Origin of the sequence: Actinospineispora acaciae DSM 45401, from assembly GCF_000620785.1 — a bacterium.
GTDB lineage: Bacteria > Actinomycetota > Actinomycetes > Mycobacteriales > Pseudonocardiaceae > Pseudonocardia > Pseudonocardia acaciae.
This window is the reverse complement of record NZ_JIAI01000001.1, coordinates 48,490-71,281: the sequence shown is the minus strand read 5'-3', so window position 1 is coordinate 71,281 and position 22,792 is coordinate 48,490. Positions and strand designations below refer to the sequence as shown.

At 72.9% G+C, this 22,792-nt stretch carries 22 protein-coding genes; 7 read left to right on the top strand and 15 right to left on the bottom strand.

Going from position 1 to position 22,792, the window contains the following annotated elements:
- The first annotated feature begins 36 nt into the window (after positions 1 to 36).
- Complete coding sequence (locus N912_RS0100350; RefSeq protein ID WP_028920852.1) at positions 37 to 1,167, top strand: steroid 3-ketoacyl-CoA thiolase; 1,131 nt, start codon at positions 37 to 39, stop codon at positions 1,165 to 1,167.
- A gap of 1 nt (position 1,168) precedes the next feature.
- Here N912_RS0100350 and N912_RS0100345 read toward each other — a convergent pair whose 3' ends face one another.
- The 6 genes from N912_RS0100345 to N912_RS0100320 form a co-directional block, all read right to left on the bottom strand.
- Complete coding sequence (locus tag N912_RS0100345) at positions 1,169 to 1,552, bottom strand: VOC family protein (protein WP_028920851.1); 384 nt, start codon at positions 1,550 to 1,552, stop codon at positions 1,169 to 1,171.
- Between the two features lie 112 nt (positions 1,553 to 1,664).
- Complete coding sequence (locus N912_RS63165; protein WP_156993076.1) at positions 1,665 to 1,835, bottom strand: hypothetical protein; 171 nt, start codon at positions 1,833 to 1,835, stop codon at positions 1,665 to 1,667.
- 133 nt (positions 1,836 to 1,968) lie between these two features.
- On the bottom strand, positions 1,969 to 2,874 hold the full coding sequence (hsaC, locus tag N912_RS0100335) for an iron-dependent extradiol dioxygenase HsaC (RefSeq protein WP_028920850.1): 906 nt from the start codon (positions 2,872 to 2,874) through the stop codon (positions 1,969 to 1,971).
- Positions 2,871 to 3,728 carry a 4,5:9,10-diseco-3-hydroxy-5,9,17-trioxoandrosta-1(10),2-diene-4-oate hydrolase gene (gene hsaD / locus N912_RS0100330; RefSeq protein ID WP_037062558.1) on the bottom strand — a complete coding sequence of 286 codons (858 nt, stop codon included), beginning with the start codon at positions 3,726 to 3,728 and terminating at the stop codon, positions 2,871 to 2,873. The genes hsaC and hsaD overlap by 4 nt, the downstream gene beginning before the upstream one ends.
- Positions 3,729 to 3,730: 2 nt before the next feature.
- Positions 3,731 to 4,894, bottom strand: a complete 1,164-nt coding sequence (gene hsaA / locus N912_RS0100325) for a 3-hydroxy-9,10-secoandrosta-1,3,5(10)-triene-9,17-dione monooxygenase oxygenase subunit (protein WP_028920848.1) — start codon at positions 4,892 to 4,894, stop codon at positions 3,731 to 3,733.
- Between the two features lie 109 nt (positions 4,895 to 5,003).
- Entirely contained in the window at positions 5,004 to 6,596 is a 1,593-nt protein-coding gene (locus tag N912_RS0100320; RefSeq protein ID WP_245645139.1) for an FAD-binding protein, read from the bottom strand.
- A 124-nt stretch (positions 6,597 to 6,720) separates the two neighbouring features.
- Here N912_RS0100320 and kstD point away from each other — a divergent pair, with 124 nt between their 5' ends.
- Genes kstD through N912_RS0100300 form a run of 4 tightly spaced genes read left to right on the top strand, consistent with a single transcriptional unit; the run spans position 6,721 to position 10,964 of the window.
- Positions 6,721 to 8,469 (top strand): 3-oxosteroid 1-dehydrogenase, encoded by a 1,749-nt coding sequence (kstD, locus tag N912_RS48560; RefSeq protein WP_064745120.1) that lies wholly within the window; start codon positions 6,721 to 6,723, stop codon positions 8,467 to 8,469.
- Positions 8,466 to 9,632 (top strand): 3-ketosteroid-9-alpha-monooxygenase, oxygenase component, encoded by a 1,167-nt coding sequence (locus tag N912_RS0100310; RefSeq protein ID WP_028920846.1) that lies wholly within the window; start codon positions 8,466 to 8,468, stop codon positions 9,630 to 9,632. The genes kstD and N912_RS0100310 overlap by 4 nt, the downstream gene beginning before the upstream one ends.
- Entirely contained in the window at positions 9,629 to 9,934 is a 306-nt protein-coding gene (locus tag N912_RS48555; protein WP_051579407.1) for a hypothetical protein, read from the top strand. Before N912_RS0100310 ends, N912_RS48555 begins: the two co-directional genes overlap by 4 nt.
- Positions 9,927 to 10,964: a ferredoxin--NADP reductase gene (locus tag N912_RS0100300; RefSeq protein WP_028920845.1), complete on the top strand. Its 1,038-nt coding sequence runs from the start codon at positions 9,927 to 9,929 to the stop codon at positions 10,962 to 10,964. Before N912_RS48555 ends, N912_RS0100300 begins: the two co-directional genes overlap by 8 nt.
- Here the strand turns inward: N912_RS0100300 and N912_RS48550 are convergent.
- A complete protein-coding gene (locus N912_RS48550) occupies positions 10,948 to 12,471 on the bottom strand; it encodes a DHA2 family efflux MFS transporter permease subunit (protein WP_051579406.1) in 1,524 nt (507 codons plus the stop codon). The genes N912_RS0100300 and N912_RS48550 overlap by 17 nt on opposite strands.
- A gap of 100 nt (positions 12,472 to 12,571) precedes the next feature.
- Here N912_RS48550 and N912_RS0100290 point away from each other — a divergent pair, with 100 nt between their 5' ends.
- Positions 12,572 to 13,183: a TetR/AcrR family transcriptional regulator gene (locus tag N912_RS0100290; RefSeq protein WP_028920844.1), complete on the top strand. Its 612-nt coding sequence runs from the start codon at positions 12,572 to 12,574 to the stop codon at positions 13,181 to 13,183.
- A gap of 9 nt (positions 13,184 to 13,192) precedes the next feature.
- Here N912_RS0100290 and N912_RS0100285 read toward each other — a convergent pair whose 3' ends face one another.
- From N912_RS0100285 to N912_RS0100250, 8 genes are all read right to left on the bottom strand, one after another.
- Positions 13,193 to 14,032 (bottom strand): SMP-30/gluconolactonase/LRE family protein, encoded by an 840-nt coding sequence (locus tag N912_RS0100285; RefSeq protein ID WP_037062556.1) that lies wholly within the window; start codon positions 14,030 to 14,032, stop codon positions 13,193 to 13,195.
- A gap of 83 nt (positions 14,033 to 14,115) precedes the next feature.
- Positions 14,116 to 15,285 (bottom strand): lipid-transfer protein, encoded by a 1,170-nt coding sequence (locus tag N912_RS0100280; protein ID WP_028920842.1) that lies wholly within the window; start codon positions 15,283 to 15,285, stop codon positions 14,116 to 14,118.
- Entirely contained in the window at positions 15,282 to 15,668 is a 387-nt protein-coding gene (locus N912_RS0100275; RefSeq protein WP_028920841.1) for a MaoC/PaaZ C-terminal domain-containing protein, read from the bottom strand. Before N912_RS0100275 ends, N912_RS0100280 begins: the two co-directional genes overlap by 4 nt.
- Positions 15,665 to 16,585, bottom strand: a complete 921-nt coding sequence (locus N912_RS0100270; RefSeq protein WP_425415258.1) for a bifunctional MaoC family dehydratase N-terminal/OB-fold nucleic acid binding domain-containing protein — start codon at positions 16,583 to 16,585, stop codon at positions 15,665 to 15,667. The genes N912_RS0100275 and N912_RS0100270 overlap by 4 nt, the downstream gene beginning before the upstream one ends.
- Complete coding sequence (locus N912_RS0100265) at positions 16,582 to 17,766, bottom strand: acyl-CoA dehydrogenase family protein (protein WP_028920839.1); 1,185 nt, start codon at positions 17,764 to 17,766, stop codon at positions 16,582 to 16,584. The genes N912_RS0100270 and N912_RS0100265 overlap by 4 nt, the downstream gene beginning before the upstream one ends.
- Positions 17,751 to 18,797 carry an acyl-CoA dehydrogenase family protein gene (locus N912_RS0100260; protein WP_028920838.1) on the bottom strand — a complete coding sequence of 349 codons (1,047 nt, stop codon included), beginning with the start codon at positions 18,795 to 18,797 and terminating at the stop codon, positions 17,751 to 17,753. The genes N912_RS0100265 and N912_RS0100260 overlap by 16 nt, the downstream gene beginning before the upstream one ends.
- A gap of 104 nt (positions 18,798 to 18,901) precedes the next feature.
- Positions 18,902 to 19,564 carry an HNH endonuclease family protein gene (locus N912_RS48545; RefSeq protein ID WP_084210497.1) on the bottom strand — a complete coding sequence of 221 codons (663 nt, stop codon included), beginning with the start codon at positions 19,562 to 19,564 and terminating at the stop codon, positions 18,902 to 18,904.
- 121 nt (positions 19,565 to 19,685) lie between these two features.
- Positions 19,686 to 21,887: an acyl-CoA dehydrogenase family protein gene (locus tag N912_RS0100250; RefSeq protein ID WP_028920837.1), complete on the bottom strand. Its 2,202-nt coding sequence runs from the start codon at positions 21,885 to 21,887 to the stop codon at positions 19,686 to 19,688.
- Between the two features lie 248 nt (positions 21,888 to 22,135).
- Between N912_RS0100250 and kstR the strand changes: the two genes are divergently transcribed.
- Entirely contained in the window at positions 22,136 to 22,780 is a 645-nt protein-coding gene (kstR, locus tag N912_RS0100245) for a cholesterol catabolism transcriptional regulator KstR (protein ID WP_028920836.1), read from the top strand.
- Positions 22,781 to 22,792: the final 12 nt, after the last annotated feature.

Here is a 22,792-nt window from a genome sequence, read left to right as displayed (position 1 = left end):
TAGTCTCGATCCAGGTTCTGCGACGAGGAGGAAACCATGGGCGAGCCGGTCATCGTCGGCGCCGTGCGGACACCGATCGGGCGACGGCGCGGGGCGCTGTCCGGCCTGCATCCCGCCGAGCTCCTCGGCGCCGCCCTGCGCGGCGTGACCGAGCGCGCCGGTGTCGATCCCGCGCTGGTCGAGCAGGTGATCGGCGGCTGCGTGACGCAGGCCGGCGAGCAGTCCAACAACGTCACCCGGACCGCCTGGCTGCACGCCGGGCTGCCGTACGAGGTGGGCGCGACCACCGTGGACTCGCAGTGCGGGTCCGCCCAGCAGGCCACCCACCTGGTCGCCGGACTGATCAGCGCGGGCGCGATCGACGTCGGCATCGCGTGCGGGGTGGAGGCGATGAGCCGGGTGCCGCTGCGCGCGAACGTGGGCGAGCACGCCGGGATGCCCAGGCCGGACTCCTGGGACATCGACCTGCCCAACCAGTTCGTCGCGGCCGAGCGGATCGCGACCCGGCGTGGGTTCACCCGCGAGGACCTGGACGGTTTCGGGCTGCGCTCGCAGGCCAGGGCGGCGCAGGCCTGGGCGCAGGGGCACTTCGACCGCGAGGTGGTGCCGGTCGGAACCCCCAACGGCGCCGTGTCCCGCGACGAGGGGCTGCGGGCGACCAGCCTGGACGCGCTGGCCGGGCTCAAGCCCGTGCTGGAGGCCGGCCTGCACACGGCGGGCACCTCCTCGCAGATCTCCGACGGGGCGGCCGCCGTGCTGCTCATGGACGCCGACCGGGCCCGCGAGCTGGGCCTGCGGCCACGGGCGCGCATCGTCGCACAGTGCCTGGTCGGGGCCGAGCCGTACTACCACCTGGACGGCCCGGTGCAGTCGACCTCACGGGTGCTGGAGCGCGCCGGGATGAAGGTCGGCGACATCGACCTGTTCGAGGTCAACGAGGCGTTCGCCAGCGTCGTGCTGTCCTGGGCGTCCGTCCACCAGCCCGACCCGGACAAGGTGAACGTCAACGGCGGCGCGATAGCCCTCGGCCACCCCGTCGGCTGCACGGGCGCCCGGCTGGTCACCACCGCGCTGCACGAGCTGGAACGCCGCGACGCCGGGACCGCCCTGGTCAGCATGTGCGCCGGCGGCGCGCTGTCCACCGGGACGATCCTGGAACGGCTCTGACTTACGGGCTGTAGATGTAGACGGTGAGCCCGTTCGGCTCCGTGACGCAGAAGCTGAGGTGGCCCCAGCTCTGCCGGGAGAGCTCTTTCTGGATCGGGAGTCCGTTGTCGACCGCCCGGCGGTACTCGCGCTCGACGTCGGCCACCTCGACCACCATGAACGCCCCCTGCGGCGGGCGCGGGTCGAACAGGGGTTCCGCGTCCTCGCGCGAGGGCCGAGGGAGGACCTCGATGAGCCCGGACGCGGCGGCGAACAGCGTTCCCCGATCGTGACCACCTCGGTCCCACGATCCCGCGATCGGCAGCGCCAGGCCGTCGCGGTAGAAGGCGACGGTCGCGTCGTAGTCGGTCGTGAAGTAGCTGAAGCGGAACTTCCGGTCTTCCATGGCCGTCCAGTGGACAACCTCAATGCGACTCGAGGTCAAGGACGCCCGACACACAGCAGCACCAGCGTGGTCGAACCACGCTGGTGCTGCTGTCCGACTCGGAACGCGGCCGCTACTTCCCGGGCTTGAGGATGTCGGTGACGGCCGAGGTGCTCAGATTGTTGGTCGGGAGACCGGGGAGCATGCCCCCCGCGTGAGCGGCGCCAACGCTGAACAACATGCTGGTGCCGACGACGAGCGCGCCACCGAGGACGGCCGCGAGCGTGCGGCGCAGGACAGACATGGCGGAGTACCTCCAGGTTGTAATACGAGTCTGCGCCGTATCTGTTATAGGTGATTCGTGTGTGACGCAATCAGCGTCGGCGTGTCGCCACCCAACCGGGAGGCAATGTCACCCGATGCGTTATAACACAGGGCTACTCGGGCTTCCGGGCGCCCACGCTGAAGTCGTGGCCCCAGAGGCTGACCGCCGTGCTCTCCCTGGCGATCCAGCTGTGGTCGTCCACCTGCCGTCCCTCGGTGCCGAACTCGACGTCGAACCCGCCCGGCGTCTTCATGTAGAAGGACAGCATCAGGTCGTTGACGTGCCGGCCCAGGGTCGCCGACATCGGCACCTTGCGGCGTATCGCCCGGTCCAGGCACAGGCCCACGTCGTCGGTGTTCTCCACCTCGACCATGAGGTGGACGATCCCGCTGGGCGTGGGCATGGGCAGGAACGCCAGGCTGTGGTGGCGGGGGTTGCAGCCGAAGAACCGCAGCCACGCCGGCGGGCCGTCGGCCGGGCGCCCGACCAGCTGGGGCGGCAGCCGCATCGAGTCCCGCAGCCGGAAGCCGAGCACGTCCCGGTAGAACCGCAGCGCCGCCTCGTCGTCCTGGCAGGACAGCACCACGTGCCCGAGTCCCTGCTCGCCGGTGACGAACCGGTGCCCGTACGGGCTGACCACCCGCCGGTGCTCCAGCGCGGCGCCGTGGAAGACCTCCAGCGTGTTGCCGGACGGATCGTCGAAGCTGATCATCCCGTCCACCCGCCGGTCGGCCAGCTCGGCGGGGCTCCCCTCCTTGAACGCCACCCCGGCCCGCTCCAGCGCCTGGCGCACCTCGTCCAGCTCCGCCGCGTTCGCAGTCTCCCAGCCGGACGCCGACAATGCGTCCCGCTCCCCCGGCACGATCACCAACCGCGCCGGGAAGTCGTCCATCCGCAGGTACAGCGCGCCCTCGACGGCGCCGCGCCCCTCCACCATGCCGAGCACCTTGAGCCCGTACTCCCGCCAGGCCGCGACGTCGGTGGCCTCGATCCGCAGGTAACCGAGCGAACGGATCATGTGTCCTCCCCCAAAAAGTCCAGCACCAGCCGGTTGAACTCGTCGAAACGTTCCAACTGCGCCCAGTGCCCGCAGCCGCCGAACACGTGCAGCTGGGCGCGGCGGATCAGCTTGAGCGCGGCCAGCGCGCCGTCCAGCGGGTTGACCCGGTCCTCGCGGCCCCACACCAGCAGCACCCGCTGGCGCAGCCGGTGCGCCTCCCGCCAGAGCATCCCGTCCTCGGGCGCGGTGGCGAACGCGCGACCCATCGCGGCCATCGCCTTCAGCGCGCGCGGGTCGGCGGCGGCGGCGAACCGCTCCTCCACCAGCGCGTCGGTGACCAGCGCCGGGTCGTGCACCAGGGTGCGCAGGAAGCCGGCCAGCTTCTCCCTGCTCGGGCCGGGCGGCGCGGCGAACTCGTAGAGCCGCTTGATGCCCTCGGTCGGGTCCGGCGAGAACACGTTCAGGCTCAGCCCGCCCGGCGCCATCAGCACCAGCCGGCCGGCGCGGTCGGGATGGCGCAGCGCGAACCGCACGGCCGTGCCGCCGCCCAGCGAGTTGCCGACCAGGTGCACCCGCTCCAGCCCGAGCACGTCGAGCAGCCCGGCCAGCGCGTCGGCGCTCTGGGTGAAGTAGTGCTCGCCCTCGACCGGCCCGCCCGAGCCGCCGAAGCCCGGCTGGTCCACCGCAAGGGTGTGGAACGAGCCGGCGAACACCGGCAGGTTGCGCCCGAAGTTGCTCCACGCGGAGGCGCCGGGGCCGCCGCCGTGCAGCAGCACCACCGCCGTGTCGTGTTCTTCCCCGGCCTGGTGAAGGTGCAGCTGGCGGTCGGATGCGAGCCTGACCAGCCGCCCGTCGGCGATCGTCGACGTCATCGTCACACCATCGCGTCCTGGACCGGGTGCCCGAGCTCGGCGGCGCCGAACATGGACAACGCCCGCTCCGGGTCGTTGATCGCGTGCACCCGCCCGGCGTGCGCGTCGCGCCAGAACCGCTGGATCGGGGTGCCGGTGCGCAGCGCGCGGCCGCCGGAGTTCTCGAACAGGCTGTCCACCGCGGCGATCGCCCGGCCGGTGCCCCGGACCTGGTCGCGGCGGATCCCCAGCCGCAGCGGCATCGGGATCGGTTCGCCGGCGGTGGCCAGGCGCATCAGCTCGGACATGTTGTGCTCCAACTGCCGCCAGGCCGCGTCGATCTCGGCGGCCGCGTCCGCGATGCGGACCTGGGCGAACGGGTCCTCGGCGGCCTTCGAGCCGTAGGACACCCGTACCCGTTTGCGCATGTACTCCAGGTGCGCCTGGTACGCCCCGGTGGCCATGCCGATCACCGGCGTGGTGATCGTGTAGGAGAAGATCGACGCGAACGGGATCCGGTACAGCGGCGCGGGGTTGACCTCCTGGCCTGGGCAGCGGCAGCGCGCGGTGTCGGCGAAGCTCAGCGAGCGGTACGCCGGCACGAACACGTCGTCGACCACGATGTCGTTGCTGCCGGTGCCGCGCAGGCCGACGGTGTCCCACACGTCGTCGATGGTGTAGTCGCTGATCGGCAGCAGGAACGTCTTGAAGTCGACCCGGTTGCCCTCGTCGTCGGTCACCACGCCGCCGAGCAGCACCCAGCTCGCGTGGTCGCAGCCGGAGGAGAAGCTCCACCGCCCGGTCAGCCGGTAGCCGCCGTCCACCCGGACCGCCCTGCCGGTCGGGGCGTACGAGGAGGACATCCGGGTGTGCGGGTCCGAGCCCCACACGTCGTCCTGGGCCTGGGCCGGGAACAGCGCGAGCTGCCACGGGTGCACCCCGATCACCGACGCCACCCAGCCGGTGGAGCCGCACGCGGAGGCGATCATCCGGATGGCCGTGTAGAACTCCACCGGGTCGGCCTGGATGCCGCCGAACCGGGCCGGCTGCAGCATCCGGAACAGCCCGGCGTCCTGCAGCGCCTTGATCGACTCTTCGGGCAGCCGGCGGGCGTCCTCCGCCTTCTGCGCCCGGTCCCGGAACGCCGGCAGCAGCTCCCGCACCGCCTCGATGACCTTCTCGCCCATGGCCGCTCCCGTCTGTGCTGTCGCCTCACTCGCCGGCGAGGCTGAACAGCGCTCGGCACCGGGTCCTTCATCTCGGCGCCGGTCGCGCTGTGTTACCGGCGGACCGAGACTAGAACACGTTCTCGTTTGTGTCGAGCCGGGCGGAGGCGAGGCCGGCGCGGCGGCCGGCGAAGACGCAGTCGGCCAGGGACAGGCCGCTCACGTAGGAGCGCGAGCAGAGGCCTACGGCGGTGCGGCCGGCGGCGTGGAGCCCGGGGATCGGGCCGCCACCGTCGGCGCGCAGCACGGCGCCGGTGTCCTCGGCGACGGCCAGGCCGCCGAGGGTGAGCATCGGGCACGGGTACCAGGTGCTCGGCCGGATCGAGATGTCCAGCAGGGAGAAGGGCGGTTCTTCCAGCGGCCTGACGAACTCGGAAGGCTTGCCCGCCGGGTCGGGGCGGCCGTCGCGGGCGGCGGCGTTGTGCGCCTCGACGGTGGCGCGCAGGCCTTCGGGGTCCACGCCGGCGCGGGCGGCGACCTCGTCCAGGGTGTTCGCGCTGGTCCGCCGCGACGAGCCGAGCAGGTAGCGCGCCTGCGCCCACTGGAACCACACGGTCTGCGCGCGCAGCTGGCGGCGCGCGTCGCGGACCAGCGCGGCGTCCGCCAGCAGCCAGCCGCGTCCGCCGCACTCGGTCACCAGGGCGTGGCCCAGCGCGGCGCCGTACCGGGACTCGTCGCACACCCGCCGCCCTTGGGTGTCTACGAGCAACGCGCCCAGGAACGCGCTCGGCGGGGTGATGAACCGCCACGCCGAGACCGTCCCCAGCTCGGCGGTGGCCGCGCCGGCCTGGACGCCGAGCGCGATGCCGGCGCCGTCGTCGCCCGGCGTGCCGAGCGTCAGCCCGCCCCGGTAGGCGGGCGCGTGCTCGTGCACCATCTCCCGGTTCGCGATGAAACCGCCCGCCGCCAGCACCACCCCGCGCCGGGCCCGCACCCTGACCGGCCGCCCGTACCTCCGCTCCAGCGCCTCGGCGCGGGCATGCAGCGCGCGACGCAGCGGCGGCAGGTAGAGCCCGGGCTTGGCCGCGAACCGGGACAGCACCCGGTGGGCGAACGCCGGCGCACCGGTCAGCCGCCGGCAGTCCACCCCGACCACCCGGCCGCCGTCGTCCGTGACCAGCCCGACCGCGTGCGCCTGGGTGAGCACCCGAACGCCGCGCTCACGCACCGCCCGCGCCAGATACCGGAACAGCACGCCGCCGGAGGTCCCCCGCCCGCGCACCCGGTGCCCGCGCGCGGCCGGCGGCGCGGCGTCGCGGAACCCGCCGGCCGCCTCGCTGCCGGAGTAGTACAGGTAGTGCCGGTTGCTCGGGTACGAGGTCTTGTACGGGCACAGGCTGGCCTCGAACGGCACCCCGAGCCCGCCCAGCCAGCGCACCATGTCCGCACTGGTGTCACAGAACCGGCGCAGCGTCTCCGCCGAGACCACGTCGCCGACCTCGCGCCGCAGGTACTCATACATGCCCTCCGGCGAGTCGCTGACGCCCGCCTCCCGCTGCACGTCGGTGCCGCCCCCGGCGTAGACGACGCCGCCGGACAGCGCCGTCGACCCGCCGCCGCCGAACCTGTCCAGCACAATGACCTGGGCGCCCGCGCCGGCCGCCTCGATCGCCGCGCAGGCGCCCGCCGCGCCGAACCCGACCACCACCACGTCGGCCTCCACCACAGAACCTCCCAGAAACTGGAACGTGTTCTAGTATGTGTCTTGTGGAGCCACTCCGTGCACCGTAGCGTGGCCCTCGGCATTTCTATAACATGTTCCAGTCTGAGCGTGAGCCGGAGGCGGGATGACCGGGTTCGACGTCGTGGTGGTCGGCAGCGGCGCGGCGGGGATGACCGCGGCGTTGACGGCGGCGCACCGAGGGCTCGCCGTCCTGGTGGTGGAGAAGGCCGCCAGGTTCGGCGGCTCGACGGCGCGCTCGGGCGGCGGCATCTGGGTGCCGAACAACGAGGTGCTGCGCGCCGCCGGGGTGCCCGACACGCCCGAGCGGGCCGCCGACTACCTCGCCCACCTGCTCGGTGACGAGGTGCCCGAGGCTCGGCGGCGGGCATTGCTGGAGCACGGGCCGGCGATGCTGGAGCTGGTACGGGCGGTCACGCCGCTTCGGTTCGCCTGGGTGCCCGGATACGCGGACTACTACCCGGAGGCGCCGGGCGGAATGCCGCGGGGGCGCAGCATCGAGCCGAAGCCGCTGGATGCCGGGGTGCTCGGCGCCGAGCTGGCCCGGCTGAACCCGCCGTACCTGGCCAGCCCGGGCCGCCTCGCCATCACCGCGGCGGACTACAAGTGGCTGAACCTGATCGCCCGCCACCCGCGCGGACCGCTGCGCGCCGGTCGGGTGTTCGGGCGGAGCCTGCTCGACGCGCTGCGCCGCCGGCGGACGCTGACCATGGGCCAGGCCCTGGCGGCCGGGCTGCGCGCCGGGCTGGCGGCGGCCGGCGTGCCGGTGTGGCTGGACACCCCGCTGGTCGAGCTGGAGCGCGACGGCGAGCGGGTCACCGGCGTGCGGGTGCGGCGTTCCGGCGGCCAGGAGGAGGTCGTTGAAGCCCGGCTCGGGGTGGTCGTCGCCTCCGGCGGGTTCGAGCACAACGCGGCCATGCGCACGAAGTACCAGCGCGCGCCGATCGGCACCGAGTGGACCACCGGGGCGGCGGAGAACACCGGCGACGGCATCGAGGCCGGCCAGCGAGCGGGCGCGGACCTGGACCTGATGGACGACGCCTGGTGGGGGCCGTCCATCCCGCTCGGCCGGGGTCCGTACTTCTGCCTTGCCGAGCGCGCGCTGCCCGGCTCGATCCTGGTCAACGCGGCCGGCGAGCGGTTCGTCAACGAGGCGGTGCCGTACGTCGACGCGGTGCACGCGATGTACGACGGGCACGCGAGCGGCGTCGACCACATCCCGGCCTGGCTGATCGTGGACCAGCGCTACCGCAACCGCTACCCGTTCGCCGGCCTGCGCCCGCGCCAGCCGTTCCCGAAGCGCTGGTACCGGGCGGGGGCCGTGTTCTCCGCTGGTTCGCTGGACGAGCTGGCCGCCGCGATCGGCCTGCCGCCCGACGGCCTGGGCGCCACGGTCACCGAGTTCAACGGCTACGCCCGCACGGGCACCGACGAGCGGTTCGCCCGAGGCGCCAGCGCCTACGACAGGTACTACGGCGACCCGCGCCAACGCCCGAACCCCTGCCTCGCCCCGCTGGACCTCGCACCGTTCCACGCCGTCCGCATAGTCCCCGGCGACCTAGGCACCAAGGGCGGCCTGCGCGTCGACGAGCGCTCCCGGGTCCTCCGCGCCGACGGCTCACCGATCCCCGGCCTCTACGCCGCCGGCAACGCCAGCGCCTCGGTCATGGCCCGCACCTACGCCGGCGCCGGCGCCACCATCGGCCCGGCCATGACCGGCGGCTACCTGGCCGCCCTGGACCTCGCCGAGGCGGCCGCCGCCCAACAAACGCCCAGCTCAGAAGCCGTGAGTGGACAGGGTCGCTATAGCGACCCTAGCCACTCACGGGTGGTGACCAGGGGAAACGAACTATGAGCATCGACGATGTACGGACTATTGATGTGGGTGCGCCGCCTACGCGGTTCGCCAGGGGGTGGCACTGCCTCGGGCTGGCGGAGGCGTTCCGGGACGGGAAGCCGCACGCGGTCGAGGCGTTCGGGACGAAGTTGGTGGTGTTCGCGGACAGCGCGGGCGAGTTGCACGTGCTGGACGGGTACTGCCGGCACATGGGCGGCGACCTGACCCAGGGCAGCGTCAAGGGCGACGCGGTGGCCTGCCCGTTCCACGACTGGCGGTGGGGCGGGAACGGGCGGTGCGTGGGGATTCCGTACGCGCGGCGGGTGCCGCCGAGGGCGCGGACCCGGTCCTGGCTGACCCACGAGGAGAACAAGCAGCTGTTCGTCTGGCACGACCCGCAGAACCGCCCGCCGCCGCCGGAGATCACCATCCCGCGCGTCGAGGGCGCGTTCTCCGACGAGTGGAGCGACTGGACCTGGGACTCGGTCCGCATCGAAGGCTCGAACTGCCGGGAGATCATCGACAATGTCGTCGACATGGCGCACTTTTTCTATGTGCACTTCGCGTTCCCTACCTACTTCAAGAACGTCTTCGAGGGGCACATCGCCACCCAGTACCTCAACACCCGGGGGCGCCCCGACGTCGGGTCAGGCTCGGCTTATTCGGAGAGCGACAACGCGCTGCGGTCGGAGGCGTCCTATTACGGACCCTCCTACATGATCGACTACCTGTGGCACGACTTCCGCGGGTTCAAGATCGAGACGGTGCTGATCAACACGCACTATCCGGTCACCGCGAACTCGTTCGTGCTGCAGTGGGGCGTGATCGTGCGCAAGCCGCCGGGGCTGTCGCACGAGCAGGGCAACCAGCTCGCGGAGAAGTTCGCCAAGGGCACCGGCGTCGGCTTCCTGCAGGACGTGGAGATCTGGAAGAACAAGACCCGGATCGACAACCCGCTGCTGTGCGAGGAGGACGGGCCGGTCTACCAGCTGCGGCGCTGGTACGAGCAGTTCTACGTGGACGTCGAGGACGTCACCGAGGACATGACGCAGCGCTTCGAGTTCGAGGTGGACACCACCCGCGCGGTGCAGGCGTGGGAGCGGGAGGTCCAGGAGAACCTGGCGCGCCGCGCGGACGCCACGCAGGCCGCCGAGCACGAGCCCAGCGGCAGCGTGCCATGACCGGGCCGGCGCTGGGTCCGGACGAGCTGGCCGCCGCCACCGCCGCCGACCGCCGCGCCCAGCTCGAGGGCGGCCTGTCCGATGTGGACTGCCGTGGTTGCGGCGGCCGGGTGGGGGTGAAGAAGAACAGCCTCGCGCACACCAGCATCCAGTGGACCGCCGACGCCGCGCGCCGATGCCCGCTCTACACCGCGCGGGACGGCTGCCCCGAGCTGCGGCGCAGCATCGAGCTGGCGGTGGCCGAGGACAGGCTGGCGGTGGCCTCCGCCGAGCCCGCGCCCAGGCTGGTGCCCGGTGGCTGACTTCCACCGGCTCGCCGTCGCGGAGGTGGTGCAGGAGACGGCGGACGCGGTGTCGCTGGTGCTCCGGGTCCCGTCCGAGCTGGCCGAACGCTACGCCTACCGGCCGGGTCAGTTCCTGACCGTGCGGGTGCCCGGGCCGGACGGCACGTCGCTGGCCCGCTGCTACTCCCTGTCCAGCTCGCCGCACGACGGCGGGGACCTGATGGTGACGGTCAAGCGGGTCGCCGAGGGCCGGGGCTCGAACTGGATCTGCGACCACCTCTCCCCCGGCATGGAGCTGGACGCGCTGCCCCCCGAAGGGACGTTCACGCCGCGCACGCTGGACGCGGACCTGCTGCTGGTCGCCGCCGGCAGCGGCATCACCCCGGTCATGTCGATCATCCGCGCGGTGCTGGCGCGCGGCCGGGGGCACCTGGTGCTGCTCTACGCCAACCGGGACGAGCGGTCGGTGATCTTCGCGGAGGAGCTGCGCGGGCTGGCCGAGGCGCACCCGGACCGGCTGGTGGTCGCGCACTGGCTGGAGAGCGTGCAGGGGCTGCCCACCCGCGCCCACCTCGCCGGCCTGGCCGGGCCGTTCACCGGACCAGACGGGCGGGAGGTGTTCCTGTGCGGCCCCACGCCGTTCATGGACGCCGCCACGCACGCGCTGCGCGACCTGGGCGTGCCGCGCAAGCGGCTGCACATCGAGCGGTTCGTGTCCCTGACCGAGGACCCGTTCGAGTCGGCCGGCCCGCAACCCGACACGGCGGGGCCGGACAGCACCGTCGAGGTCGAGCTGGACGGGCAGCGGCACCGGTTCCGCTGGCCGGCCGGCACCAAGCTGCTCGACCTGCTGCGCGAGCGGGGCCTGGACGCGCCGTTCTCCTGCCGGGAGGGGGCGTGCAGCGCGTGCGCCTGCCGGGTCGTCGGCGGCGAGGTGAAGATGCTGCGCAACGAGGTACTCGACCAGACCGACCTGGACGAGGGCTACGTCCTTGCCTGCCAGTCGCTGCCGGTGACCGAGGAGGTCACGGTCAGCTACGACGAGTAGCGGGCAGGAAGAACGCCAGCGGCACCCCGATCAGGCTGGCGATGCCGGCGATCAGGAAGACGTCGCCGTACGCCTCGGAGAGCACCTCGACCTTCAGCTTCTCCAGCAGCGGGGCGAGCGCGGACGGTCCCTTCCGCGCCATCGCCACCACCCGAGGGTCCGACGAGGTCATCAGCGCGGATCGGTCCGCCATGAGCTGCGCCTGGTAGGCGGTCGCGATGGCGGTCAGCACCGCCAGCCCCAGGGCGGCGCTGCCGCGCTGCACGAGCTGGTTGAACGCGCTCCCGGCGCCGGCCAGCCGGGCGGGCAGCGCCGACACCCCGGCCGTGGTGATCGGCATCATGGCCAGCCCCGGGCCGACCGCGCGCAGCATCAGCGCCTGGATGAACTCCCAGCGCGGCATGTCCGGGTTGATCCGGACCAGCATGAGCACGCCCACCCCGGCCAGGCCCATGCCCGCCGCCCCGATCCACCGCGCGCCGAGCCTGTCGTACACCCGCCCGGCGATCGGCATCAGCACGATCATCACCAACGCCTGCGGCAGCAGCGTGAAGCCGGTGTTCAGGGCGGTCAGCCCCTGCGCCTCCTGCAGGAACACCGGCACGTAGAACGACACCGCGAACAGCCCGATGGCCTGCAGCGCGATCAGGACCAGCGAGTTCACGAACGGCCAGTTGGCGAACACCCGCACATCCAGCAGCGGGTCGTCCACCTCCAGCTCGACCACCACGAACAGCGCCAGCAGGATCACGCCGGCGGTGAGCAGCATCAGCACCCGGTAGCCGGTCCAGCCCCAGTCCTGGCCCTCGGAGGCGGCCAGCAGCAGCGCGAACAGCCCGCCCGCGACGCACCCGAAGCCGATCACGTCGAACCGCCGCCCCGGCGCGCCCGGGATGCGCGGCAGGACGACCGAGGCGGCGAGCACGCCGAGCAGCCCGACCGGGACGTTGAGGTAGAAGATCAGCCGCCAGTCGACGTTCTGCACCAGGTAGCCGCCCAGCGTGGGCCCGATCGCCGGGGCCACCACCATGCCCAGGCCGTACATGCCCATCGCGCTGCCGATCTTCGCGCGCGGCACTATCCGGTAGAGGAACGTCATGCAGGTCACCGGGAGCATCCCGCCGGGGATGGCCTGCAGCACCCGGAAGACGATCATCGTGCCCAGGTTGTCGGCCAGTCCGCAGAGCACGGACGCCGCGACGAACCCGATCAGCGAGACGATGTAGAGCCGTTTCAGGCCGAGCCGGTCGCCCAGCCACGCGCTGGCCGGCACGACCACGCCGAGGCACAGGTTGTACGCGGTGACGACCCACTCGATGTCGCTGGTGGCGGCCCCGAGGTCGTTGGCCATGTTCGGCAGCGCGACGTTCACGCTGGTGGTGTTCAGCACCGACATGAACATGCCGATCACGACGACCGCCAGCGGCAGGCCCCACCTCGCGTCCGGGGCGGGCGTGGCGACCGCCGGGAGCGCGCGGGCGGGACGTCGCGTCGTCGCGCGCGTCATCGCTGTCACCTAACGTTTGTTTGCCGAGTTAGCATACAAATGTTCGGCAATGTGCGCAGCGGCCCGGACGGAGAGTTCTTGCGTCGGGGAGAATGACGTCATGGCCGGTCCCGTCACCCGCACCCGCAACCGCTGGGGTGAGGGCGAACGGCTTCGCCTGGAGATCCTGGAGGCCGCCAGCGGGCTGCTGTCCGAGCTAGGGGACGAGGAGGGGCTGACCATCCGGGGCGTGGCCAGGGCCACCGGCATCGCCCCGGCCAGCATCTACCCGCACTTCTCCGACCGCGACGCGCTGATGGCCGGTTTGTTGGAGCACGAGCGCGACCGGCTGTCCGCGCTGCTGGCCGGGGCCGCGACCACGGCCGATCAGGACGACCCGCTGGGGCAGGTCCGCGCCCAGCTGCGCGCCTACTGCGACTTCGCGGTGGCCCACCCTGGCCACTACCGGATCCTGTTCCGCCGGCGGCCGGACGGGGCTTCGGACGACTCGGCGGCCAACCCGCTGGAGGACATCCTGGCCAGGTTCGTGGAGACCTTCGAGCGCTGCGAGCGCGCGGGCTACAAGCTCCGGCTGCCCGCCCGGCGCGCCGGCGTGATGGTGTTCGTGGCCGCGCACGGACGGGTTGCGCTGTTCCACGGCAACCCGACCGAGCGCAGCGCCAGCCTGCTACCCGGGTTCATCGACGAGCTGGTCTCGCTGGTGTTCGAGTGACGGCACGGCTCACGGCCAGCCGGCGCCGGGCACCTCGACGGGCACGGCGAGCACCTGGCCGCTGCCCGGTGACACCGGCGACGGCCCCATGCCGAGGAACTCGGCCGCCACGATGAACAGCGTCCTGGCGTCCGGCCCGCCGAGCGCGCACGCGAACCCGCCCCGGTCCAGCTCGACGGTCCGCAGCACGGCGCCGCCCTCGGCCACCCGCACGCACCGGCGGTTGGGCACGTCGGCGTACCAGACGGCACCCTCGGCGTCGAGGCAGATGCCGTCCGGGGTGCCCTCGCCCAGCTCGGCCCAGACCCGGCGGCCGGACAGCCCACCGTCCGCACCGATGTCGAACGCCACCAGGCGATGCCGGTAGGAGTCCGCGACGATCAGCGTGGAGTTGTCGCCGGTCACCGCCATGCCGTTGGGGAAAAGGATGTCGTCCGCCACCTCGCGCACCGAACCGTCCGGCGTGACCAGCGCGACGAACCCGGGCTTGGGGTCCTCGCCGGTCGCCAGGTCGAACCCGATCCGGTTGACGTAGACGTTCCCCCGTCCGTCGGCGACGACGTCGTTCCACCCCTGCCGACCGAGGTCCGCATGGGTGACCAACGACCCGTCCGGCTCCCGCCGCAGCAGCCGCCCCTCCGACGACGAGACGAGCACCATCCGCCCGTCCGGGAGCCACGCCGTGCACAGCGGCAGCGACGCCACCCGCGCGACCACCTCGGCGCCCCCGGCCAGGTCGACGGCGACGACCTCGCCGGCGGACCAGTCGGAGAAGTACAACCGGTCACCGTGCCACCTCGGCGACTCCACCAGACCCCGCCCGGACAGCAACGCCCGTACCTCGCTCATCGCACACTCCCTCACGCCGACGCCAGCCTGTCACCCTCCATACGAACGGCACCGGCCGGATCGACACGGGCTACATCGACAAGCTACGAGGAGAGGATCAGGCCGCTGGTGGGGACGCCGGTGCCGGCGGTCACGATCACGTGCTCGACGCCGGTGAGCTGGTTGACGGACGTGCCGCGCAGTTGGCGGACGGCCTCGGCGATGCCGTTCATGCCGTGGATGTACGCCTCGCCGAGCTGGCCGCCGTGCGGGTTCACCGGCAACGTGCCGTCCAGCTCGATGCCGCCGTCGGCCACCAGGTGCCGGGCCTCGCCGCGCGGGCAGAACCCGAGTTCCTCGAGCTGGACCAGCACGAACGGGGTGAAGTGGTCGTAGAGGACGGCCAGGCGCACGTCGGCGGGGCGCAGGCCGGCCTGGCGCCAGAGCTGGTCGGCCACCAGGCCCATCTCGGGCAGGGCGGCGAGGTCGTCGCGGTAGTAGCTGGTCATGGTGAACTGGTCGCGGGCGCTGCCCTGGGCGGCGGCCGCGATCACGGCCGGTCGGTTCGGCAGGTCCTTGGCGCGGTCGGCGGTGGTCACCACGAGCGCGACCGCGCCGTCGCTCTCCTGGCAGCAGTCCAGCAGGTGCAGCGGCTCGACGATCCAGCGCGAGGCCTGGTGCTGCTCCAGGGTGATCGGGCGGCCGTGGAACCAGGCGTTCGGGTTCGTCGCGGCGTGCCGGCGCATGGCCACCGCGACCCGGCCGAAGTCCTCGCTGCTCGCGCCGTACTCGTGCATGTAGCGGCGGGCGAACATGGCCACCATCGCGGCCGGCGTGCTCAGCCCCACCGGCAGCGTCCAGGCGTTGTCGATCGCGCTCGATGTGGTGCCGCCGCCGGTGAACGCCTGCGCCTGGCCGAACCGCGAGCCGGAGCGCTCGTTGAACGCCCGGTAGCAGACGACCACGTCCGCGACCCCGGTGGCCACCGCCATGGCGGCGTGCTGGACGGTGGCGCAGGCCGCGCCGCCGCCGTACGGGATGCGGCCGAAGTAGCGCAGCTCGGGCACGCCCAGTTCGCGCGCCACCGCGACCTCCGCGTTCGCGTCCATCGAGAACGTGACCATGCCGTCCACGTCCGCGGGACTCAGGCCGGCGTCGGCGAGCGCGGCGCGGGCCGCCTCGGCGGCCAGTTGCAGCTCGCTGCGGCCGGAGTCCTTGGAGAACTCGGTGGCGCCGATGCCCGCGATCGCGGCCGCCCCGGACAGTGTGCTCACGGCAGCACCACCCGCACCCGGCCGGTCACGTGATCGCCCAGCCCGCACCTGCCGACCACGTCCACCACCACCTCGCCGTCGTCGACCGAGGCCACCCGGCCGCCGAGCACCAGCGTGTCGCCGGCGTAGCACGGCACGCCCAGCCGCACCTTCACCGCCTTGACCAGGGCGTGCGGCCCCGCCCAGTCGGTGACGCAGCGCTGCACCAGCCCGGTGGTGGTGAGGATGTTCAGGAAGATGTCCTTCGAGCCCCTGGCCACGGCGGCGTCGCGGTCGTGGTGCACGTCCTGGAAGTCGCGGGTGGCCAGCGCGGTGGAGATCACGAACGTGGGCGTGACGTCCAGCCGCAGCTCGGGGAGCTCGTCGCCGACGGCCGGGTTCATCGCGGCCGCCATGCCGGCAGGGTCAGTTCGTCGTCCACCCGGTCGAACGCCACCTCGACGGGCAGGCCGACGCGCACCCCTGACGGGTCGACGTCGCGCAGCTCGCCCAGCATCCGTACCCCTTCCTCCAGTTCCACCAGCGCCACCACGAACGGCGGGGTCCGGCCGGGCACCGGCGGGTGGTGGTGCACGACGTAGCTGTAGACCTCGCCTCGGCCGGTGGCTACCACGTGCTCCGGGCGGGTGGCGCCGCAGGCCGGGCACATCGGTCCGGGCGGGTGGCGCAGCGCGCCGCACTCGCCGCAGCGCTGGATGCGCAGCTCGCCGGCGGCGGTGCCGGCCCAGAAGTACTCGGTGTCCCGGCTCACCGCCGGGCGGGGGACGTCCCGTTTCGGCTGTATCGGGGCCGGCTCGGGGGGCCGGAACTTGAGCACCCGGAACAGCATCTCGGCCACCGGCTCGTCGCCCTCGTCTCCGGAGTACCAGGTGCTGTGCGTGGTGACGAACCAGCCCTCGCCCAGCGCGGTGCGCTTCGGGCCGACCACGTCGCCGAGCCGGCTGCGCACCGCCAGCCGCTCCCCCGGGCGCAGGTAGCGCTGGTAGGTCTGCTCGCAGTCGGTGGCCACGATCGAGGTGTAGCCGGCGTCGTCCAGCACGGTGATCATGGCGCCGAGCGGGTCGTCGGCCGCGCGCACGCCCTGCAGCCCGTACATCGTCCAGGCCTGCACCATCGCCGGCGGCGCCACCTCCGGGTAGCGCGGGTTGGAGTCGCCGAGCGCCTCCGTCCAGTTGTTGATCATGGGGACGTTGACCGGGTCGCGCGCCACCCGGGGCTCGCCCTCGCCGCGGTCCCGGATCCGCTGTGCCTCGGATCGGATCGCCTCGGCGGTCATGTCGACGCTCGCCTCGGCGGTCATCGCGGCACCCTCGGCAGGCCCAGCCCGGCGGAGGCGATGAACTCGCGCTGGATCTCGTTGACCCCGCCGCCGAAGGTGAGCACCAGGTTGCGTTTGGCCTGCACGTCCAGCCAGCGTGCCAGTTCGGCGGTGGCCGGGTCGGACCGGTCGCCGTGCCGGCCGACGATCTCCTCCAGCTCCCGCCCGATCCACTGCACGGCCTCGGAGCCGAACACCTTGGTCGCGGAGGCGTCCGCCACGTCCACCGCACCGGTCGCCGAGGCCACCTGCCAGTTGAGCAGCTCGTTGATCCGTTCCGCCGCGCCACTGCGGGCCAGCGCGCGCCGGACGTCGGGGAGTTCGAGCAGCGGCGTCCCGTCCGGCGTGGCTCGGTCCGCCGCCCAGTGGCGCAGCCGGTCGCGGAGTACGGCGACCCGGCCGGACGGGCCGAGCATGACCCGCTCGTGGTTGAGCTGGGTGGTGATCAGCCGCCAGCCCCGGTTCTCCTCGCCGACCAGCATGGACGCCGGCACCCGCACGTCGGAGTAGTAGGTGGCGTTGACGTGGTGCGCGCCGTCGCAGGTGATGATCGGCGTCCAGGAGTAGCCGGGGTCGGAGGTGTCCACGATCAGGATCGAGATGCCCCGGTGCGGCGGCGCCGCGGCGTCGGTGCGGACGGCCAGCCAGATGAAGTCGGCGTCGTGCGCGCCGGTCGTGAAGATCTTCTGGCCGTTGACGACATAGCCCCCACCCGCCTCCCCTTCCCCCTTCATGCGTTGCGCCCGGGTGCGCAGGGCGGCGAGGTCGGTGCCGGCCTCGGGCTCGGTGTAGCCGATGGCGAAGTGCACCTCGCCGGCCAGGATGGCGGGCAGGAACCGCTCGCGCTGCTCGGGCGTGCCGTACTCCTGCAGCGTGGGGCCGACGGTCTGCAGCGTGACCGAGGGCAGCGGCACGTCCGCCCGCGCCGCCTCGTTGACGAAGATCAGCTGCTCGACCTCGCCGAACCCGCGCCCGCCGTGCTCCACGGGCCAGCCCACGCCGAGCCAGCCGTCCCGGCCCATCCGCCTGATCACCTCGCGGTAGACCGGGCCGTGGCGCTCGGTGAGCATCACCGCGCGCTCCTCGTCGGACAGCAGCCCGGCGAAGTAGCCGCGCAGCTCGTCGCGCAGTGCGCGCTGCTCGGCGGTCAGTTCGAGGTGCACGCCATCGCCTCCAGCCGGTGCTCGACGCCGCCGACGAACCGGGCCAGGTCCTTGGTCCAGGAGTAGTGCCTGTGCAGCGGGTAGTCCTGGTCCACGCCGATCCCGCCGTGCAGGTGGTGGCAGGTGTGCAGGGCGGGCGGGGCGTGCTCGGCCAGCCAGTACGCGGCGATCCGGACATCGGCGGGGTCCAGCCGCCAGCAGGCCGCCAGGGTGGCCAGGTGGACGGTGCGCGAGGCCAGGTAGACGTCCGCGACCTGCTGCGCGACGGCCTGGAAGGTGGCCAGCGGGCGGCCGAACTGCTCGCGGGTGCGCAGGTGCTCGGCGGTCAGTTCGAGCGCGCCGGCCAGCACGCCGTCGCCCACCGCGCACGCCCCGGCCAGGGCCAGCCGGTGCAGGTCGTGGAGTACCCGACCGGTCGTGTCGTCGCCGAGCAGCTCGCCCGGTGCTCCGTCCAGCCGCAGCGTGTACTCCGGCCGGCCCGCGCCCGCCGAGCCCGGCGTCGGGGTGAGCGACACCCCGGCCGCCGCCGGGTCGACCAGCAGCACGCCGGTGCCCCCGTCCGCCAGCGAGGCCGGCACCAGGACGCGGTGCGCCTGCCCCGCCTCGCGGACGCCGGTGAGCGTGCCGGACAGTGCCCAGCCGGTGCCGTCGGGGCGGGCGGTGGTGCGGGGTGCGGACGGGAGGGGCGCGGACGGTTCGTGCAGCGCGGCGGTCAGCACCGCGCCGTCACCGACCGGGCCGAGCAGCTCGCGGCGCTGTGCCTCGGTGCCGTTGCGGGCGACCGGCAGCACGCCGAACGCCACCGTCTCCAGCGCCGGCACGTCTTTCACGCACCGCCCGACCTCGGTGAGCACCAGCGCGCACTCCAGCACCCCGAGGCCGGCGCCGCCCAGGTCCCCGGGCACCGCGAGGGTGAGCAGCCCGGCCCTGGCCAGCGCCTTCCAGGTGGTGTCCGGGTCGTGCTCGCGGCGCAGCACCTCACGGGCGAGGTCGACGACCTCCCGCTGCGCCTCGTCGAGGTTGAAGTCCACTCCCGCTCCTCGCCCGCTGAACCCACTGAACCCGTCGCCGAACTGAAACGTGTTCTAGTATGTGGCGGAGCCGGAGAGCCCGCAAGCCGACCCCCCGTCAGCCGTCAGCGGTCCGGCAGCGGCTCGCCGGGGCAGCCCTGGAGGATCCGGGCGATGGCGTCGCGTTCGGGCGGGGTGACCCACAGGCGGTATCTGGCCTTGACGCCGACCTGTCGCGCGACGTACTTGCAGCGGTAGCCCTTGTTCGGCGGCAGCCAACTGGCGGCGTCGGAGTCGCGTTTCTGGTTGTTCGAGGGTCCGTCGACGGCGAGCAGGTTGAACGGATCATTGGCCAGCCGGGTCCGTTCTTCACGGGTGAGCTGTTGCGCCCCGGTTTGCCAACTGTCGCCCAGGGCCACGACGTGATCGATCTGAATGTCGTCGCTCGTCTCCTGCCCGCGCTTGAACGTGATGTTACGTCCGGTGTAAGGGTCGGCCAATTGTCCGGAGATCACCACGCAATTGTGGGTGCCCGCCTTGAACGTCTCACCCGTCAGGTCCCTGGCGAGCACGTCGTTGCGCGTGTCGCAGCCGTTGTGGTCGATGTCGGCCCAGGCGGGTCCGTACTGCTCACGGCTGTAGCCGGTCATCGGGGCGCGCCCCTTGACCGGCAGCGCCGCCAGCGCGGCGGCGGCATCGCCGGGGTTCGCGGCGGCCGTTGCGGTGCACGCCGAGACAAAACTGATCGATATAACGGTAACTGTGAGTATGCGGACAAAAAGGCGCACGGCGGCTCATCTCCCGGCTGGTCGGCCGAGCGAGAATGTCGATCAGGAATGTGCGGACGGTGCCTTGAGATTACGGTCCCGAATGAGCCGTCGCAATTCGGAGGACCCGGAATTCCGTGCCTCACCGGGGCAGGCCGAGCACGCGCTCGCCGGCGAGGGTGCGCAGGACCTGGGTGGTGCCGCCGGCGATGGACAGGCAGCGGGTGAGCAGGAACTCGTGCACCAGCGCCTCGGCGTCGCCGTCGAGCGCCGCGCCGTCCGGGCCGGCGAGGTCCAGCGCGGCCTCCGCCACGTCCTGGCGGTGCCGTACGCCGAGCAGCTTGCGTACGGACGACTCGGGCCCGGGGTCCTGGCCGTCCAGCCGGCGCAGGGTCGCGCGCAGGTCCAGCAGCGACATCGCCAGGCCGTCCGCGACCAGTTCGCCGAGGCGCTCGTCGGGGGCGTCGGCGTTGGGCGCGTTGGCGGCGGACTCGACCAGCCGCTCCACCGCGTCGCCGAGGGATGACCCGCCGCTCATCGCCACCCGCTCGTTGGCCAGCGTGGTCCGGGCCAACGCCCAGCCGCCGCCGACCGGGCCGACCACCTGCTCGTCCGGCACCCGCACGCCGTCCAGGAAGACCTCGTTGAACACCGCGTCCCCGGTGATCTCCCGCAGCGGCCGCACCTCGATGCCGGGGCCGCGCATGTCCACCAGGAAGTACGTGATGCCGTGTCGTTTCGGGGCGTCCGGATCGGTGCGGGCCAGGCAGATCGCCCAGTCCGCCTCGCCGGCCAGCGAGGTCCACACCTTCTGCCCGGTCAGGCTCCACCCCCCGTCCACGCGGTCCGCCCGGGTCCGCAGGGCCGCCAGGTCGGAGCCCGCCTCGGGCTCACTGAAGAGCTGGCACCAGGTGATCTCCCCGCGCAGCGTCGGGCCGGCGAACCGCTCGACCTGCTCCGCGGTGCCGTGCGCGAGCAGGGTCGGCACCGCCCAGCCGCCGATCACCAGGTCGGGGCGGCGCACCCCGGCCCGGCGCAGCTCCTCGTCGATCAACAGCTGACGGGCCGGTGAGGCGTCGAGGCCGTGGGGCGCCGGCCAGTGCGGTGCGAGCAGGCCGGTGTCGGCCAGCCGGGCGCGGCGCCGTTCGGGCGGTGCCGAGGCCACCTGGTCGACCAGGGCGCGCACGGCGGGGCGCTCGGACTCCGCCTCGGGGCCGAGCGGGACGGTGAGCGTGCGCCGCGCCCCGTCCGCCGCCAGCCCCGCGACCCGCCCGCGCCAGCCCGCGACCGGCCCCAGCAGCTGGCGCAGCGCGAGCGCCCGCCGCAGGTAGAGGTGCGCGTCGTGGTCCCAGGTGAAGCCGATCCCGCCGAGCACCTGCACGGCGTCCTTGGCGGTGTCCACGGCGGCGTCCAGTGCGATCGCGGCGGCCACCGACGCGGCCAGCGGCAGCTCCGCCGGCGCCTCGCCGACCGCGCGCGCCGCGTCCCAGGCCACCACGCCGGCCCGTTCGACGCGGCACAGCATCTCCACGCAGAGGTGCTTGACGGCCTGGAACGAGCCGATCGGGCGGCCGAACTGCTCGCGGACCTTGGCGTACTCGGTGGCGATGGCCAGGCACCTGTCCGCGACGCCGGCGGCCTCGGCGGCGGCCAGCGCGGCCGCGAGGTCCCCGACGGCTACCGACGGTGCCAGCGTCCGGCCGGCCGGAACCCGCACGTCGCGCAGGGTGACCCTGGCCAGCGAACGGGACAGGTCCACCGAGGGACGCGCGTCGATCGTCACGCCGGGGTGGTCGGCGTCGAGCACGAACCAGAGCTGGCCCGCGCCGTTGTCCGCGCCGTAGTTCGCGCCGCCGAGCAGCAGCAGCGGCGCGCCGCCCGGACCGGCGCCGAGCACGGCGGGCACCTCGCCGTCCACCCGGAGCCCGAGCCCGCCGGGCCCGTCGCCGATCGCCAGCGGTGCCGGCGCCAGCGCGGCGGCCACCGGGGTCGACCCGTCGGCGATCCCGGGCAGCAGCTCCTTCGCCACCGCCGCGTCCGGCCGGCCGGACAGCGCCAGGCCGGCGAGCACGGTGGTCAGCACCGGTCCGGGCACCAGCTCGGCGGCACACCGCCGCACAGCGACCGCCGCGTCCCCCGCCGTCCCGCCCGCACCCCCGACGTCCACCGGCAGCGCCGCCCCGAACACCCCGACGCCCGCCACCGCCGCCCAGCAGTCCCGGGCCCCGTCTCCGTTCTGGTCACCCTCGGCGCCCCGCACCGCCGCGATCGGCCGCGCCCCGGCGACCGCCGCACCCACCGCCGCGCACAACGCCCGCTGTTCGTCCGTCATCGGGATAGCCACGCCGGCAACTATAGAACGTGTTCCAGTTACTTCTCGGTAGCCTTCCGCTCCCCCGAACCCGACCGACCCAAACGCCGTAGTCGATCACCGCCGCACCACCTCACCACGAGGTTCACCCAACTCCCCCACAACCCCGATGACCAACTTCACAGCGTGCCCCCCGCGAGCAAAGTGAAACGAGTTCCTATCCTTGACGGTGCTAGCTTGAGCGCAACTCGAGGCGAGACATCAACAAGGGGCACGGCGAGATGACGGCAGAGCCACGACCGACAACGCTCGGCACCGGCGGACTGAGTGCGTTGACCGAGGCCGAGCTCGGTTCGCCCGCGCAGCGGGACCGGCGCAAGCGCATCCTCGACGCGACCCTCGCGCTGGCCTCCAAGGGCGGCTTCGAGGCCGTGCAGATGCGCGCCGTCGCCGAGCGTGCCGACGTCGCGCTGGGCACCCTCTACCGGTACTTCCCCTCCAAGATCCACCTCCTGGTCTCCGGCCTGATCAGGGAGTTCGGCCGCGCGCTCGAACGCCTGGAGCGGGGGCCGATCCCCGGCAACACCCCGGCCGAGCGGGTGCTCTACGTGCTGGGCCGCAACACCCGCTCGCTGCAGCGCGAGCCCCGCCTCACCGAGGCCATGACCAGGGCGTTCATGTTCGCCGACACCTCGGTGGCCTCCGAGGTCGTGGAGGTCGGCAGGCTGACCGAGCGGATGCTCACCAAGGCGATGGGCGTCGACGAGCCGACCGACGAGGACAAGGCGATCGCGCGCGTCGTCGGCGACGTGTGGCTGTCCAACCTCGTCGCCTGGGTGACCCGCCGCGCCTCCGCCGAGGACGTGACCAACCGCCTCGAACTGACCGTCCGCCTCCTCCTCGGCCACCGCGAGCACAACCCGTGAGTGGATAGGGCC

Coding starts and splice junctions, on each gene's coding strand:
- N912_RS48550 (WP_051579406.1), bottom strand. CDS start 12,471: ATGACGCGCGCGACGACGCGACGTCCCGCCCGCGCGCTCCCGGCGGTC.
- hsaA (WP_028920848.1), bottom strand. CDS start 4,894: ATGGGCGAGAAGGTCATCGAGGCGGTGCGGGAGCTGCTGCCGGCGTTC.
- N912_RS0100310 (WP_028920846.1), top strand. CDS start 8,466: ATGAGCATCGACGATGTACGGACTATTGATGTGGGTGCGCCGCCTACG.
- N912_RS0100285 (WP_037062556.1), bottom strand. CDS start 14,032: ATGAGCGAGGTACGGGCGTTGCTGTCCGGGCGGGGTCTGGTGGAGTCG.
- kstR (WP_028920836.1), top strand. CDS start 22,136: ATGACGGCAGAGCCACGACCGACAACGCTCGGCACCGGCGGACTGAGT.
- hsaD (WP_037062558.1), bottom strand. CDS start 3,728: ATGACGTCGACGATCGCCGACGGGCGGCTGGTCAGGCTCGCATCCGAC.
- N912_RS0100275 (WP_028920841.1), bottom strand. CDS start 15,668: ATGAACCCGGCCGTCGGCGACGAGCTCCCCGAGCTGCGGCTGGACGTC.
- N912_RS0100345 (WP_028920851.1), bottom strand. CDS start 1,552: ATGGAAGACCGGAAGTTCCGCTTCAGCTACTTCACGACCGACTACGAC.
- kstD (WP_064745120.1), top strand. CDS start 6,721: ATGACCGGGTTCGACGTCGTGGTGGTCGGCAGCGGCGCGGCGGGGATG.
- N912_RS0100290 (WP_028920844.1), top strand. CDS start 12,572: ATGGCCGGTCCCGTCACCCGCACCCGCAACCGCTGGGGTGAGGGCGAA.
- N912_RS0100270 (WP_425415258.1), bottom strand. CDS start 16,585: ATGACCGCCGAGGCGAGCGTCGACATGACCGCCGAGGCGATCCGATCC.
- N912_RS63165 (WP_156993076.1), bottom strand. CDS start 1,835: ATGTCTGTCCTGCGCCGCACGCTCGCGGCCGTCCTCGGTGGCGCGCTC.
- N912_RS48555 (WP_051579407.1), top strand. CDS start 9,629: ATGACCGGGCCGGCGCTGGGTCCGGACGAGCTGGCCGCCGCCACCGCC.
- hsaC (WP_028920850.1), bottom strand. CDS start 2,874: ATGATCCGTTCGCTCGGTTACCTGCGGATCGAGGCCACCGACGTCGCG.
- N912_RS0100350 (WP_028920852.1), top strand. CDS start 37: ATGGGCGAGCCGGTCATCGTCGGCGCCGTGCGGACACCGATCGGGCGA.